Origin of the sequence: Aequorivita antarctica, from assembly GCF_007997155.1 — a bacterium.
GTDB classification, from domain to species: domain Bacteria; phylum Bacteroidota; class Bacteroidia; order Flavobacteriales; family Flavobacteriaceae; genus Aequorivita; species Aequorivita antarctica.
The window spans coordinates 101,181-116,873 of record NZ_VORT01000006.1 but is presented as its reverse complement, the minus strand read 5'-3'; the positions used below and the strand labels follow the sequence as shown (position 1 = coordinate 116,873).

The 15,693-nt window shown below is 38.5% G+C and carries 16 protein-coding genes; 4 read left to right on the top strand and 12 right to left on the bottom strand.

Annotated features, from left to right (window positions below; translation table 11 throughout):
- Position 1: 1 nt before the first annotated feature.
- The 6 genes from mraY to mraZ are packed head-to-tail and all read right to left on the bottom strand — an operon-like array spanning position 2 to position 6,420.
- On the bottom strand, positions 2-1,234 hold the full coding sequence (mraY, locus tag ESU54_RS09925; protein ID WP_111844252.1) for a phospho-N-acetylmuramoyl-pentapeptide-transferase: 1,233 nt from the start codon (positions 1,232-1,234) through the stop codon (positions 2-4).
- 4 nt (positions 1,235-1,238) lie between these two features.
- A complete protein-coding gene (locus ESU54_RS09920; protein WP_111844253.1) occupies positions 1,239-2,702 on the bottom strand; it encodes a UDP-N-acetylmuramoyl-L-alanyl-D-glutamate--2,6-diaminopimelate ligase in 1,464 nt (487 codons plus the stop codon).
- Positions 2,699-4,699, bottom strand: a complete 2,001-nt coding sequence (locus ESU54_RS09915; protein ID WP_111844254.1) for a penicillin-binding protein — start codon at positions 4,697-4,699, stop codon at positions 2,699-2,701. Before ESU54_RS09915 ends, ESU54_RS09920 begins: the two co-directional genes overlap by 4 nt.
- A 42-nt stretch (positions 4,700-4,741) precedes the next feature.
- Positions 4,742-5,062: an FtsL-like putative cell division protein gene (locus ESU54_RS09910; protein ID WP_111844255.1), complete on the bottom strand. Its 321-nt coding sequence runs from the start codon at positions 5,060-5,062 to the stop codon at positions 4,742-4,744.
- Position 5,063: 1 nt separating this feature from the next.
- Complete coding sequence (gene rsmH / locus ESU54_RS09905; protein ID WP_111844316.1) at positions 5,064-5,960, bottom strand: 16S rRNA (cytosine(1402)-N(4))-methyltransferase RsmH; 897 nt, start codon at positions 5,958-5,960, stop codon at positions 5,064-5,066.
- The gene (gene mraZ / locus ESU54_RS09900; RefSeq protein WP_111844256.1) at positions 5,947-6,420 is read right to left on the bottom strand and encodes a division/cell wall cluster transcriptional repressor MraZ; all 474 of its coding nucleotides are present in this window, start codon (positions 6,418-6,420) and stop codon (positions 5,947-5,949) included. Before mraZ ends, rsmH begins: the two co-directional genes overlap by 14 nt.
- Positions 6,421-6,624: 204 nt before the next feature.
- Here mraZ and ESU54_RS09895 point away from each other — a divergent pair, with 204 nt between their 5' ends.
- On the top strand, positions 6,625-7,389 hold the full coding sequence (locus ESU54_RS09895) for an alpha/beta fold hydrolase (RefSeq protein ID WP_111844257.1): 765 nt from the start codon (positions 6,625-6,627) through the stop codon (positions 7,387-7,389).
- A gap of 61 nt (positions 7,390-7,450) precedes the next feature.
- A complete protein-coding gene (gene yihA, locus ESU54_RS09890; RefSeq protein ID WP_111844258.1) occupies positions 7,451-8,062 on the top strand; it encodes a ribosome biogenesis GTP-binding protein YihA/YsxC in 612 nt (203 codons plus the stop codon).
- A gap of 6 nt (positions 8,063-8,068) precedes the next feature.
- Here the strand turns inward: yihA and gldC are convergent, their stop codons facing one another.
- Together gldC and gldB are read right to left on the bottom strand one after the other, a co-directional pair.
- Positions 8,069-8,407 (bottom strand): gliding motility protein GldC, encoded by a 339-nt coding sequence (gene gldC, locus ESU54_RS09885; protein ID WP_111844259.1) that lies wholly within the window; start codon positions 8,405-8,407, stop codon positions 8,069-8,071.
- Positions 8,407-9,363, bottom strand: a complete 957-nt coding sequence (gene gldB, locus ESU54_RS09880) for a gliding motility lipoprotein GldB (protein ID WP_235004567.1) — start codon at positions 9,361-9,363, stop codon at positions 8,407-8,409. Before gldB ends, gldC begins: the two co-directional genes overlap by 1 nt.
- Before the next feature lie 108 nt (positions 9,364-9,471).
- Between gldB and nadE the strand changes: the two genes are divergently transcribed.
- Both nadE and ESU54_RS09870 read left to right on the top strand, forming a co-directional pair.
- Positions 9,472-10,260 carry an NAD(+) synthase gene (nadE, locus tag ESU54_RS09875; protein WP_111844317.1) on the top strand — a complete coding sequence of 263 codons (789 nt, stop codon included), beginning with the start codon at positions 9,472-9,474 and terminating at the stop codon, positions 10,258-10,260.
- Positions 10,261-10,424: 164 nt separating this feature from the next.
- Complete coding sequence (locus ESU54_RS09870; protein ID WP_111844261.1) at positions 10,425-11,057, top strand: response regulator; 633 nt, start codon at positions 10,425-10,427, stop codon at positions 11,055-11,057.
- 1 nt (position 11,058) lies between these two features.
- Here the strand turns inward: ESU54_RS09870 and dnaG are convergent, their stop codons facing one another.
- The 4 genes from dnaG to ESU54_RS09850 form a co-directional block, all read right to left on the bottom strand.
- Positions 11,059-13,017, bottom strand: coding sequence for a DNA primase (dnaG, locus tag ESU54_RS09865; protein WP_111844262.1), 1,959 nt, complete (start codon positions 13,015-13,017; stop codon positions 11,059-11,061).
- 131 nt (positions 13,018-13,148) lie between these two features.
- Complete coding sequence (locus ESU54_RS09860; protein WP_111844263.1) at positions 13,149-14,219, bottom strand: porin family protein; 1,071 nt, start codon at positions 14,217-14,219, stop codon at positions 13,149-13,151.
- Positions 14,220-14,276: 57 nt separating this feature from the next.
- A complete protein-coding gene (locus ESU54_RS09855; RefSeq protein ID WP_111844264.1) occupies positions 14,277-15,068 on the bottom strand; it encodes a hypothetical protein in 792 nt (263 codons plus the stop codon).
- Entirely contained in the window at positions 15,055-15,621 is a 567-nt protein-coding gene (locus tag ESU54_RS09850; protein ID WP_111844265.1) for an RNA polymerase sigma factor, read from the bottom strand. The genes ESU54_RS09855 and ESU54_RS09850 overlap by 14 nt, the downstream gene beginning before the upstream one ends.
- Positions 15,622-15,693: the final 72 nt, after the last annotated feature.

Here is a 15,693-nt window from a genome sequence, read left to right as displayed (position 1 = left end):
TTTATCTAATTTTTAGCGTTACAATCGTGATGATTGCCAAGAATATCCCTACAATCCAAAATCGTGTTACAATCTTGCTTTCGTGAAAACCCTTTATTTGATAATGGTGATGAAGTGGCGCCATTCTGAAAATGCGCCTTCCTTCACCAAATTTCTTTTTTGTGTACTTGAACCAACTTACCTGTAAAACCACAGAAAGATTTTCCATCAAAAAGATTCCACAGAGAATTGGAATCAACAATTCTTTCCGAACGGCAATTGCAATGACAGCTATAATTCCACCAATGGTCAAACTACCCGTATCGCCCATAAATACTTGCGCTGGATAGGTGTTATACCATAAAAACCCAATGAGAGATCCCACAAATGCAGTAATGAAAATGGTCATCTCCCCTGTATTTGGGATGTACATTATGTTCAAATAATCAGCAAAAATAACGTTGCCCGAAACCCATGCAAAGAGCGCCAGCGTAAGTCCAATAATTGCTGAAGTTCCCGCGGCGAGTCCATCAATTCCGTCGGTAAGATTGGCGCCATTTGAAACCGCAGTGATTATAAAAATTACAATTGGAATAAAAATAAGCCACACATAACTTTTATAGTTTTCGCCCGCCCAACTTATGAGTTCTGAATAATTGAATTCGTTTTCTTTTACAAAAGGAATGGTAGTAAGCATCGCTTTATCCTTCACATAAAACTCATTGGTTGGCCCCTTGGCAATTATTTCAGTTTCCGTTCCAGGGTTTTCGATATTACGTTGAACCACAATGTCTGGATGTAAGTACATTGTAACCCCAACGAAAAGTCCCAAACCTATTTGCCCAATTATTTTAAACTTTCCCGGCAAGCCCTGTTTGTCGTTTTTGAATTTCTTGATATAATCATCAATAAAACCGATAGTCCCCATCCATAATGTAGTAACTATCAAAAGAATCACATAAATATTTTCCAGTTTGGCGAAGAGCAGTACGGGAATCAATGTTGCTAAAATTATGATAATACCACCCATTGTTGGCGTTCCTGCTTTTTCGTTTTGACCATCCAAACCGAGGTCGCGGATGGACTCACCTACTTGTTTCTTCTGTAGATATTTGATTATTTTTTTACCATAAACAGTGGCGATAAATAGCGAAAGGATAACTGCCAAAATCGCTCGGAAAGTAATAAAATTGAACAGCCCCGCGCCTGGTACATCGTACGTTTTATCCAAATATTCAAAAAGGTAATAGAGCATTGAGCTATTTGTTTAGGGTTGTTAAAAGTTGGTTCACCGTTTTAAAATCATCAAAATCGAAACGTTCGCCTTTGATTTCTTGATAGGTTTCGTGACCTTTTCCGGCAATTAAAATGATGTCGTTTTCCTTCGCCATTTGGCAAGCGGCTTTAATTGCTTCCTTTCTATTTGTTATCGATATCGTTTTTTTATAATGTTCTGCAGGTACGCCGGCTTCTATTTGTTCAATGATTTTTTCAGGGTTTTCACTTCGCGGATTGTCGCTAGTAAAAACCACCTTCGTGCTCAATGAAGCGGCGATGTTTCCCATCACCGGACGTTTCTGTGCGTCACGGTCGCCACCGCAGCCAACAACTGTTATCACTTCTTCATTACCGGTGCGAATACTATTTATAGTTTCCAATACATTTTTTAAAGCGTCGGGTGTATGTGCATAATCAACAATTGCGGTAATTTTCTTTTCTGATATTAAATACTGAAACCTACCGTCCACACTTTCCAAAGTGCTCATTATTTGAAGGATTTCGAGTTCCTCTAAACCTAGAAGTTGAGCTGTTCCGTAGATTGCCAATAAATTGTAGGCGTTGAAACCTCCAATTAATTTTACCCATAATTCCTGATTATTAATTTTAAGGAGCTGTCCTGTAAATTGACTCTCCAAAACTTGTGCTTTATAATCAGCGTAGGTTTTTAGTGCATATGTATTCTTCTCGGCTTTAGTGTTTTGAAGCATTACCACACCATTCTTGTCATCTACATTTACCAATGCGAAAGCTGTTTTCGGTAATTCATCAAAAAATGATTTTTTTACATCTCTGTATTCTGCAAAATCTTTGTGATAGTCCAAATGGTCATGGGAAAGATTGGTAAAAACACCACCCACAAAACGCAAAGCTTCTGTGCGTTTTTGATGGATTCCATGAGAACTCACTTCCATAAAACAGAATTCCACACCAGTATCTACCATTTCACGTAGATATTTATTGATGGTCAATGAATCCGGTGTTGTGTGCGAAGCCTTATATTCGGCATCACCCACCATTATTTTTACTGTAGAAAGCAAACCTGCTTCCATTCCGGCTTTTTTGAAAAGTTGATACAACAATGAAGAAACTGTTGTTTTTCCGTTGGTTCCGGTTATTCCTACCAGTTTCAATTCTTCAGAAGGATTGCCGTAATAATTGGCCGCCATTATCGCCAATGCCTTATGTGAATCTGAAACTTGAACGTAGGTTATTCCGTTTACGATGTTTTCTGGCAAGGTTTCACATATAATGACCAGAGCACCTTGGTCTGCAGCTTTTTTAATAAATTGGTGTCCATCGGAAACGTTTCCTTTTATGGCCACAAAAACATCGTTCAATGATACATTTCGCGAATCAAACTCAAGATTATTTATAGCCACAGAAGTACTGCCAACAACACTTTCGATGGTAACCTTATACAATATGTCCTTTAAAAGTATCACGATAAATTCAAGATTATTTGTTGACCTTTCTTCAAAATTTCCCCAGATTTTAGGGATTGTTTGGAAACTGTTCCATTCCCAACAACTTGAACTTTAAGCCCAAGATTTTCTAGCAGAGAAACTGCGTCCATACCCGCCATTCCGGTTACATTGGGAATGATTTTGGCAGTTTGCTGCAACTTAGCATAATACTGTTCATAATCCTTTTCAATCACTGGATCGGTTTTTTCAACATCTTCCACAGAATCGATTATTTGAGAATCGGTAAAGATTTTTTGAGCAATTCTTTTAAAAACCGGACCAGAAACATCGGCGCCGTAAAACCCTTTTTTTGTACTTGGTTTATGAATAATCACAATACAGGAATACTTTGGGTTTTCAGCTGGAAAAAACCCCGCAAACGAAGAAATATAACGTCGGTTGCTTTTCCAGTCTGGCATCCAGTATTCAGTCTGTGCTGTTCCAGTTTTTCCCGCCATTGAGAAATCAGGGGAATAGAGTGATTTTCCAGTACCTCGTTTTACAATGTTTTTCATTATTTCCTTGATTTCACTCAAGGTTTTATCTGAACAAATTTTAGGATTTATAACCTTCGTATCATAAGTAGTTACCTTTTCATTCCAAGCCCTTACTTCCTTTATAAAACGAGGTTTTACCATTACTCCATTGTTCGCAATAGCATTATAGAATGTGAGCGTTTGCAAAGGTGTTAACCGTAAATTGTAGCCATAGGCCATGGACGGCAAGGCATTCTTGCTCCATTTTTTGTCACCTGGCTGTGGAATCATAGGTTTTCCTTCTCCTTTAATTTTAACCCCAGTCTTTTCGGTGAGATTCCAGCTTTTTAAGCGGTCGATGAATTTATTTGGGTTTTTAGAATAATTGTCATTGATAATTGTAGCCAAACCGATGTTTGAAGAAACTTCAAGCGCTTTTGCCGCCGAAATTTTTCCGTAACCACCACGATGGGAATCGTAGATTTTTCTTCCGTAAAAAACTTTTACACCATTGCCTGTGTCAATTACTGTACTAGTATCAATCACTTTATCTTCCAAAGCGGCCATCATTGCCATTACTTTAAAAGTAGAGCCCGGCTCATGGGATTCGCCGATAGCGTAATTTAGTTTTTCATAATAAGTCCCGCTTGAAGTTCTACCAAGGTTTGAAACAGCTTTTATCTCTCCAGTGGCAACTTCCATCACTATTACGCTTCCGTGTTCAGCTTCGTAGTACTCCAACTGCTTCAACAACGCGTGATGCGCAATATCTTGGATATTTACATTTATGGTTGAAACAATGTCGTAACCATCTTGGGGTTCAATTTCGTTGTCATCAGAAATTGGTTTCCATTGGCCTTGAGCAATTTTTTGTTTAAGTCGATGCCCCTCTTTCCCAGTCAATAAATCATTAAAGGCACCCTCAAGACCTACGGCGTAATAGCCGGGACGGTCAAAAGCCTCATCGCCTACGGTACGCTGTGCAATTAGCCCAATGGGATGTTCGCGAACTGTGCGTTGTTCCACGATAAGGCCTCCTTTATAAGGTCCTTTTCGGAAAAGGGGCAAATTCTTCACTTTAATATAATTGGAATAGCCCAAATTTTTAACAACCAACTGATAACGGTTTTTATCAGCTCGAGCCTTTCTGAACATTTCCTGATAATAGGATACAGGCTTTCCAAACATCTTGCTTAAGCCTTCGGAAAGTGGCTTTAGGTTTTCATTGAAATCTTCGGAAGTAACCGTAACTGCATCAAAACGGATGTCATATTTTGGAACCGAAGTAGCCAAAAGGCTGCCGTCATCCGCATAAACATTGCCTCGATTTGCTGGAATTATAAAATTTTTGGTAGTATTTTCTTTGGCAAGTTCTCTGTATTGTTCGCCATGCACAAACTGGATATTCATCAACTTGACACTTATGGCAAGGGCGAAGAAAAACATACATCCAGCAACGATGTACAAACGGTTTAATATGTGTTTTTCTTCGAAAGCCATGCGTGGTTATCTATTGTCTGGTGTGTGTCTTTTCTTTTTTCTCTATTCTTTTTTCTCGATAATTCGAATTCTTTTTGGCGGTGTTCCGGAAGGCAGCAAATCGCGGCTTTCCATTGCGGCTATAATTTTGCTTTCCATTCTGGCCTGCATCAAGAGCATCCGAACATCAACGTATTCGCTTTTCAGCTCCTTTACTTGTGCGTTCAGTTTTGATATTTTGTGCACTTTTTTGTCTGCACTGTGTGAACTGCCGATCATTACCAAAGCCAAAAATGAAAGAAAAATGATGAAACGCCAGTTCTTCAACGCGTCATCGCTTACCAAGAATTTTCCTTTTATTATATTGTAAAAACCTTCTTTCATGCTATAATTTCTCTGCTATCCGAAGCTTGGCACTTCGGGCTCGGTTGTTCAATTTTATTTCTTCTTCTGAAGGAATAATAAATTTTCCAATTGCCTTAAAAGGCACTTCAACTCTTCCAAAGACATCCTTTTCCGGTTCGCCCTCAAACATTCCACTGCGGATATATCTTTTCACCAATCTATCCTCCAAAGAGTGGTAACTTATCAAACTGATGCGTCCGCCCGGCTCCAAAACTTCGTTAGTTTGAAGTAAAAATTCCTTCAACGCTTCTAGTTCTTGATTCACTTCAATCCTGATAGCTTGATAAATCTGGGCAAGAATTTTATTTTCTTTGTGCGGCGGAAGAAACCTTCTTAGCACTTTTTTAAGTTGTTCGCTAGTTTTTATTTTTCCACTTTCACGGGCCTCAACAATAATTCGCGCCATTCCGGCCGCGCTGCGTAATTCGCCATAATTCGAAAGAACATTTCGCAATTGGGCTTCTTCATATTTATTGACAACCGTATATGCCGAAAAATTACTGTCACGATTCATTCGCATGTCCAAATCGGCTTCAAAACGGGTTGAAAAACCTCTTTCGGCAACGTCAAACTGATGTGACGAAACTCCGAAATCACCCAAAATACCGTCAACCGTTTTATAACCGTGAAAGCGTAAAAACTTCTTGAGAAGTCGAAAGTTTTGATTGATAAGCAGAAATCGCTCATCGTCAATAGCGTTTTCCAAAGCATCTTTATCTTGGTCAAAAGCTATCAATTTTCCATTTGGCCCCAAACGTTTAAGAATTTCCTGGGAGTGCCCACCGCCGCCGAAAGTAACATCAACATATACACCGTCTGGTTTTATGTTGAGCCCCTCGACAGTTTCATTTAGTAAAACTGGATTATGATACTCCATCACCATCATTGCTTTTGTTTCCCATTACTTCTTCGGCCAAATCAGCAAAGTCGTTTGCGGCGTCATCAATGGCCTGTTCGTATTTGTCTTTATCCCAAATCTCTACAATGTTTATAGCTGAAGAAATCACCAATTCCTTATTGATTCCAGCGAAAGAAAGAAGATCTTTGGGGATTAGTAAACGACCTGTGGCGTCTAGCTCTACGGTTTTTACACCAGCTGTAAACCTTCTAATAAAATCGTTGTTCTTTCTACTGAATCGGTTGAGTTCGCCCATTTTCTGCATTAAGGCGTCCCATTCTTTCATTGGATACATTTCCAAACAGGGCTGAAATACGGCACGCTTAATCACAAACCCCTCTGGCGCTACCGAAGCTAACTGCTTTTTTAAAGGCGCAGGCACCATGACCCGTCCCTTTACGTCTGCTTTACATTCGTATGTGCCTATTAGATTGAGCATTGTGGAAATTCTCTGTTTGCAATTTGTTGTTTCAAATATATATAACTTTTACCACATTTTACCACATTCTACCACTTTGTTGATAAGTTTTACCACTTTGTAGATAAAGTAAAATCAAAACAGTAATCAACAAAGCCGGATTTTAAATAGACCTTATGAAATAATTTTGTTTACTTTTGTCAATCTAAATTGCACGAACCAAGCATGTCGGAAAACTTAAAGAAAGAAGGAAAATTTTCATATTTTGAAATAGGTGAAGGCACTCCAATAATCATCCTTCACGGGCTTATGGGTGGGTTGAGTAATTTTGATGGGGTTGCAGATTTCTTTCCACCGAAAGGCTACAAAATCCTAATTCCTGAGCTACCCATTTATAAAATGACTTTATTACGTACAAACGTGAAAAATTTCGCGAAATACGCAGCACAGTTCATTGATCATTTGGGCTATGAGGAAGTTATTCTTTTGGGAAACTCCCTGGGCGGGCACATTGGCTTGCTCTGTACAAAAATGTATCCTGAGAAAGTTAAAGCTTTGATAATCACAGGAAGTTCAGGTCTTTATGAAAGTGCCATGGGTGAAAGTTATCCAAAACGAGGCGATTACGAATACATAAAACAAAAAGCCGAAAACGTTTTTTACGACCCAGCAATTGCCACCAAAGAAATTGTGGACGATGTTTACGAAACCGTAAACGACCGAAACAAATTGATACGCACACTTGCCATTGCCAAAAGCGCTATTAGGCATAATATGGCGAAAGATTTGCCAATAATGCACACGCCAACTTGTATTATATGGGGGAAAAACGACAATGTTACACCTCCAGAAGTTGCTATAGAGTTTGATGAACTTTTGCCAGATTCTGAGCTTTATTGGATTGATAAATGTGGCCACGCCGCAATGATGGAACATCCCGATGAATTCAACCAATTACTTTACGCTTGGCTAGAGAAGCGTGGGTATTGAAAGGCAGTAGGTTATTCGTTACGCGTCTAACTAAATAAATTTTCTCTTAAAATTTAAAACCATGCATATCAAATCGGCGGAATTTATGATGAGCAACAGCGAAGTTGCCAAATGCCCAAAAGACCGTTTGCCAGAATATGCTTTTATTGGGCGCAGCAACGTGGGGAAATCTTCCCTTATCAATATGCTTATGCTGCGTAAAAGTTTAGCAAAAACTTCGGGTAGACCTGGAAAGACACAGCTTATCAATCATTTTCTTATCAATAAAAATTGGTATTTGGTCGATTTGCCAGGTTACGGCTACGCTCGTGTTTCTAAAAGCAGCAAAAAGGTTTTCCAAAAATTCATTACCAATTATTTTGAAAAACGAGAACAGATGGTGCTCGCCTTTGTTTTGGTAGATTGTCGCCACGAACCGCAACCAATAGATTTGGAATTTATGCAATGGATGGGCGAAAGCGGAATTCCTTTCAATATAATTTTCACCAAAGCGGATAAATTGAAACCAAAAGCTTTGGAACGAAACATTGCTGCTTACACCGAAAAAATGCTAGAAACTTGGGAAGAAATGCCTCCTTATTTCATTACCTCAGCCAGCGATTCAATGGGAAGGGATGAAGTTTTGAAATATATAGATGAGCTTAATGCTTCAATTCCTACTTCTGAATTCTGAATTTAATTATTCCCGCTTTAGCTCTAACTTCTCAGCAAAATAATCACAAAAATCGCGCATAGTATCGCTCATTTTATCATCATTGGTAGCGCGCTGAAATGTATCTGCCATCGCACTTAAGGTTTGGTGAAAGAAAATTTTCATTTCGTCCACGGGCATATCCTTTGTCCATAAATCAATTCGAAGTGACTCCTTACTTTTAGGGTCCCAAACCGAGAGCATAGCCGCTTTGGTTACTTCGTTTGTAATACCGCCGTCTTCGGCAGTCCAATGTATGGTTTCAGGAATTTTGTTTTCGTCAAGACCTACGTTTAGTTTTATTTCAGAAGTATGTTTTACTGCCATTATTTCTTTGGTTTGTATTTTGAATTTTTAAATATTTCATCAGCATCAGCAACCATCAATTGCTGAACGTCTGTGTCGTTGTTTTCCATATAGGCACGTACAATTTTCCAACCTAAATAGCGACCCAACATTCCTGGAGATTCGTTATCTATTTCGAGATAAAATTTTGAAAATGGTGCAGGGCTTATAAACCGCGCGCCAAGCTTTGGGTCTGTGCTATAAAGCAATTCTTTTTCAATAAAATAGCGCCACATATATTCTTCATTCTCCTCGGCCCATTGAAATTCTGCTTCTGTATATCCCATTTTTTCTGCATCAGAAATATTTGGAAGCCATAAATCCTTTAAGTAAAGTTCTTTTCCGTAATATATAATCTGACCTAAAAATAAAGCTTTAGCTGGAGGTCTTATATATTGTCTAGCATAGATTTCGGCCACATCTGGACTAATTTGTGAAGGCTTCATTTCTTTGGTAATATACTTATCAATGCCTTCGTAAAACCGATGGTCGCTTCCCAAGTAATTGTCCAAACCTATCACAAGCATACTATTCGCAAGAATTACTTTATTGCGGTAATCTACATCCGAAGTCGCAGTTACCACCATTGGTGTTATAAATTCTGGGAAATAATATTTTATGTGCTGAAAAAGAGGAACTAATAAATCTTCCAATCCTTCCTCCTTTGGATACGTTTTGAGCACTTCACTTTCCAGTTGGTCCTGAAGCGTATCGGTCAACTTTTCAACCCAAACACTGTCGTTGTATTGCTTCGGAAAAAAGGCTGGGAATTCTGCTTTCAGTTTAGGAAGGTCTGCTGGAGTTGCCGCCGCAAATTCTTTGTCGAAACGAATTATTTCAACATTCATAGGAATTTTTTCAATTTCCTTTTCAACTTTGCTTTCATTGTTGCACGAAAGAAGGAAAACCCCGAAAAGAACCAATACGCAATACTTCATAGCAGAAAAAATGTTATTGTTGGTTAACGCCATTCCTTTTTATTAATTTTATCTTTAACAACTTTTGCAGTGCAAAGGTATTATTATAAAAGATTAAAAACACAGAAAATGCAAACCGAAAAAGTAATAAATCATATTGTAAATTGGTTAAAAACCTATGCAGTAAACGCAAAAATGGACGGCTTTGTAATTGGCATCAGCGGGGGTATTGATTCTGCCGTAACCTCAGCTTTATGCGCAAAAACAGGGCTCGACCTTTTATGTTTAGAAATGCCCATACACCAAGCTCCTTCTCAGGTTAGTCGGGCCTATAACCACATATCTTGGCTAAAAGAAAATTTTCAGAGCGTTAAAAAAATTGACGTAAACCTTACGCCTGTTTTTGACTCCATGATTGATGCTTTGCCAAAAGTTGAAAAAGAAGAAGATCGTTTTATGTCCCTAGCAAACGCCCGCGCTCGTTTGCGTATGACAACACTTTATTATTTTGCTGCCCTCAACAAATATTTGGTGGCAGGGACCGGTAATAAAGTGGAGGATTTTGGAGTGGGCTTTTATACAAAATATGGTGACGGCGGGGTGGATTTAAGCCCGATAGCCGATTTGATGAAAAGTGAAGTTTACCAAATTGCTCGGCATTTAGGAATAAATAAAGAAATAATTGAAGCAGCACCAACCGATGGGTTATGGGGCGATGACCGAACCGATGAAGACCAACTTGGTGCAAGTTATGACGAATTGGAGTGGGCTATGAAAATGACTGAAAAAGGCAAAAGCAGCTCCGATTTTTCTGGAAGACAACAAGTGGTCTTTAATATTTATAACCGACTCAATAAAGCCAACCAACACAAAATGATGCCAATTCCTGTTTGTGAAATTCCTACCGAACTGAAATAGGCTTGTTATTTACCGAATATTTTAACCATTAAACGAAAGGTTTATTATTCTTACTCTTAAGATTATATATATTCAAAATGTAATATTAATATTACGTTGTTAAAACAGAGTTTCTCCCCAGATCTGAAGTTTTTATACATTCAAAAATCTATAAATTCAATAAGATGAAAAAAGTTGTAATTGCAGACCATCACCCCATAACGAGAAAAGGTGCAGAAGTTTTACTCGATAGCACACATGAATATTTAATAGTCGGAAAAGTTTCACGCGGATCAGAATTACTGAAATGTTTAGAAAAGGAGCGCCCCGACATCTTATTATTGGAACTAGACATACCTGAAATCAATGGTTTTCATGCCCTTCGTAGTATTCGGGAAGAATTTCCAAGAACACGGATTGCTATTTTTTCTTCACATCCAGAAGAAATTTATGCATTGCGCTCTATAAAATCAGGTGCTGCCGGGTATATTCCAAAAACATCTTCAGAAATAGTTTTTCTTCAAGCCATTAGACGCATCGCAACAGGCGGCGTGTTTTTGAACGACGAACTTACGGCCGCCTTCAACAACAAGTCTATAAATGACAATACAATTATGGGACGCTATAAAAAGCTTTCTGCAAGGGAGATTGAAGTTTTGAACTTACTTTCCAATGGAAAACGCAACAAAGACATAGCTACGCTCTTAGAAATAAACGAAAAAACCGTGAGCACCTATAAAACGCGTTTGCTAAAAAAATTGAAAGTAACAAGCTTGGCCGAATTAATAAACCAAGCCAGAATGTTTCAATTCAATTAATTTAAAGCACTCTGTTTAATTTATTGGAAAGCACTTTTTTAAGGCTTATATAGTCCACAATTTCTTGTAAACCAGACTCTTTTTCTAGGTTGTCCTCCTGCTTCATTGCTTCAGAAAGCTCATTGATTTTCTGCGAAACCAAATGACGGCGCAGATTGAGGATGGTCTCACTTACTATTTGGGCAATGGTTTGCTCTTTTACCTTCACATATATTTCCATTCGTTCCCAATTACTGAGCGAATATCTTTCTTCTTCCATCAATATGTGGGTAACAGAAGATGCCATTTCTGGATCCAATTCATTAATAAAAGTTTCGGCCTTGGCTTCTGGATTTTGATTGAAACGATTAATTACTTCAAAATATAATCCCTTGAATTCTGGATTCATAAATTCAATTTCGTCTTCCTGTAAATCGAGATATATTTTTTCAAACACACGCGACTTGTGGATTTCGGGTTTCAAAATAATTTCTCCTTTTTCGTCAGCTTCCAATATTAATTCCTCAAAATCTTCCTCAACGTTGCCATACAAAAGCAGCAGTTCAATTATTTTATGTTCCAACTGGAATTGGACATCTACCTTTTCAATCTTTTTTTCTGAAGGGATAACCTGAAATGCTTCTTGCGGAACAACAGCTTTTTTGGAAGCATCTTTCCGTTCCTTTTGAAAAATCTGCGCAAGCGTATTAAAAAGTACTTGTTCTGAAATGTCCATAATCCGCGAACATTCCTTAATATACACTTCACGCTTTATAACATCTGGGATCTTAGCGATGCTGTTGACCATATCGTGAATGGTTTCTGATTTTTTTACAGGATCATTTTTTGCTTCATTGGCAAGTAATGAGGCCTTAAAGGTTATGAAATCTTTGGCGTTTTCCTCTAAATAGAGCGTGAGTTCTTCCAAAGAATTTTTACGCGAAAAACTGTCAGGATCTTCGCCTTCGGGGAAGGTGCAGATTTTTACGTTCATCCCCTGTTCCAAAATCAAGTCGATACCGCGAAGAGAAGCACGAAGTCCCGCTGCATCACCATCAAAAAGAACGGTAATGTTTTTGGTAAGCCGGTTTATTAGGCGAATCTGCTCTGAAGTCAAGGCAGTTCCCGAAGAGGAAACCACGTTGTGAATACCCGTTTGATAAAACTGGATAACATCTGTATATCCTTCCACCAAATAGCAATTATCCTCTTTGGCGATGCTTTGTTTGGCGTTAAAAATACCGTAAAGCACTTTACTTTTGTGGTAAATATCGCTTTCGGGAGAGTTTAAGTATTTCGCTGCTTTTTTATCCGAAGTTAAAATCCGACCACCAAAACCAAGCGTGCGACCACTCATACTCAAGATTGGGAACATTACCCTCCCCTTAAAACGGTCGAATTGTTTTTCTTCTTTTACAATTGACAATCCAGTTTTTTCGAGGAACTCTAATTTGTAGGCTTTTTTGATGGCGTGGCTGGTAAAGGCGTCCCAGGAATCTGGCGAATAACCGAGTTCAAACTTTTTGATGGTTTCATCAGTAAAACCTCTTTCTTTAAAATAGGAAAGCCCGATGGCCTTTCCCTCTTCGGTTTTTAGGAGGGTGCTGTGAAAATAGTCTTTGGCGAACTCGCTTACTAAATAAAGGCTTTCGCGCTCGTTGGCTTGTACTTTGTCTTCAGGGGTTTGTTCGGTTTCTTCTACTTCTATTGCGTATTTCTTCGCCAAATATTTTATGGCTTCGGGGTAGGTGAAGTGTTCGTGCTCCATCAAAAAGGCGACTACGTTGCCTCCTTTACCACTACTGAAATCTTTCCAAATTTGTTTTACGGGACTAACCATAAAACTCGGAGAACGCTCATCGGTAAACGGACTTAGTCCTTTGTAGTTACTTCCCGATTTCTTTAGTTGTACAAAATCGCCAATCACCTCCTCTACTCTGGCGGTTTCAAAAACGTTGTCTATGGTAGTTCTGGAGATCAAGACTTTTAAGTTATCTGTTGTGGGTTGTCAGTTATTTTGTGATGTAAAAATAGGGATATTAAAAAAGAAACCTGCACGGATTTAAAAAATCTATGCAGGTTTAAAACAACGAATAATGAAAGAGTTTATGGCTAATCTATATCAAAACGGAGACCGAGGGAAACGTTACGTTGCTCAATGGGGTTATTCTTGAATATGGTGTTGAGGTCATATTTGGCATAGACAGCGACACCTTGCCAACCTATGTAACCACTAAGCCCATAGATGAAATTGTTTGTATTGTAATCTGACTTTAACTTTAGTTTTTGGTCTTCACCTTCTTCTTCAAATTTTAGTTTTTGGCGTGCGCCGAGGTTGATACCTGCATAACCACCGAGGCCCACTTTTATTTGGTTTTCTGTATTATAACGAAAGTAGCCGTCGTGTTCTTCTTTTTTGGAAGGGCCAAATTCAAAGTGGATTGGCACTACTAGGTTGTCCATTCTGAATTTTGATTTATCTAGGTTTAGTGGATAAGTTTGCAGTTCGGTCTGTTCTCCAGTGTCTACATAAAAGCGGTTGTCTGTTGGTTTTAAACTATTGAACTGAAAGGACACTCCGTACTTAACACGCAACCAGTTTGTGTTTTGGAACACGCGGGTTTTCCAAGCCCAGCCTATTTCTGCAAAGCGGCTTCCGGCTACTTTGAAGTCTGAATCTTGCATTGATTCGCCTTCTGTGATTACGTTGTTGAGGCCGAAGGCTAAAACGAGGTCAGATGTGGTGCGGCGATCGTATTTGCGTTGTTTGTTTTTGGGACCAATGTAGAGTACATTATCGTTTTCATTATCCTTTCCAGAAGAGCCAATGCGAATAACCATTCCATTGTCTTCATCGTCTTCAACGTTTCCATTTCGTTTAAGCAATGCTACTTTATTATCTATTATAGCAAGGCGGTTTTCAATGTTAAGCGCATGTTTTTCTGCGGCGGCTTGTTTTAGGGTTTCGGCTTCGGTTTCGGTAATTGCTTCATTCTCTAAACGGGCATTGATGTTTTCAACACCTCTTTTTAGGGCTTCTTTTTCTTCTTGTATTATTTTTTCTTTTAGCTCAGTGAGCTGCTCTATGGATGTCTGGGTGTCGTGATCAACTTCTTGTGCCTGTGCGTACATTACCGCAAAGAGCCATAAAGAAAGGGCAATTGTGATTGTAATTAATTTCATAACTGTTCGATTTTTGATTAATGAATGATGATTTATTGATGAATTTTTTTTTAATTTTTAGTCATTGCGCTCGGAAACAGCAGTGCGCACTTTTTGAAAACCATCGCCAAGAGCGTCGAAAACTTTGTCTCGGAAACTTTTTTCTACCTCCCACTCTACGTCCTCGAGCAGTGCGGTGGCATCAACTTTTGGACTATTAAGGATTTGCTGGGTCTGGATATCGCTTCGGGCATTGTTCAGTAATGCATCTATGTCTGTTGCATTAACTTCGGTGTTCTTTTCTTGAAGTTTTTTTACGGATGCTACTACTTCGTCTATTTTTTGATTGAAAAGCTTGTTCTCTCCTTTGGGTTTTTGTGTTGTTGCATTTAAAGGCTGTTTCTCTTCTTTATAAGTGACCTTGGCAATAACATCTGTATTATCAACTTTTTTGTCTATTTCAGATTTTTTCTGAGATAGGGGTTTAAGTATTTTTGAATTTTGCTTTTGCTTGCCTTCGCTATTCGATTTTATAGCTTCAACTTTTTCTGAACTGTTTTCTTCAGAAGCAATCTCTTCAACCTCTATATTGTTTGGAATTATCTCAGGTCGACTTTCAGTACTGTTCGGCACTATAGTTTCATCTACTATTTTATGGTTCACTTCAGTATTATTATTGCTAAAAAAAACCGAAGCAAGAATTAAGAAACCAACAAAACTCGCGGCAACATAATACCAAAGAACAGTTTTCTTTTTGGGCTGTTGGGAATCCAATTTTGCTTCGAGTTTTTCCCAAGCCTCTGCAGAAGGATTAAGCTCCCTCATTTCCAGCTTTTCGCGAATATTATCTTCTAGTTTATAGGGTGCCATAGCTAATGTTATTTTGTTGTTTGACCATATTTTGAAGCATTTTGCGTGCTTTAAAAAGTTGTGTTTTTGAAGTGTTTTCACTTATCTGCAATAGTTCTGCAATTTCACCGTGTTTATAACCTTCCACCGCATAGAGCACAAAAACCGTTTTATAACCGTCGGGTAGGCTGTCTATCATTTTTTGAATTTCATTTACTTCTAGCTCCGTTTCAATAAAGGTGGAATGTTCTGCGGTGTTATCTATTTCAGCTTCGGTGATGAAATGCAGTTTCTTGTCTTTACGAAGTTGCGAAATACTTTCGTTCACCATTATTCTGCGTATCCACCCTTCAAAACTGCCTTCATTTTTGAAATCGTTTAAATGCGTAAACATTTTCAGAAAACCTGAAAGCATCACTTCTTCAGCTAAGTCGTTATTTTTTAAATACTGTCTGCACACGCCGAGCATTTTTGGCGAAAACATTTCAAACAATTGATGCTGTGAGCGGCGGTCGGATTTAGACGCTTTTTCAATTAATTTGGAATAGTTTTTATGTAATGGTATAATTTTCAAAATACGCTTCGCTGTTAGATGCTTCTATTTTAATAGACGCAGGTTTCTGAAGAATGGTTGCCTAAGGGTGAA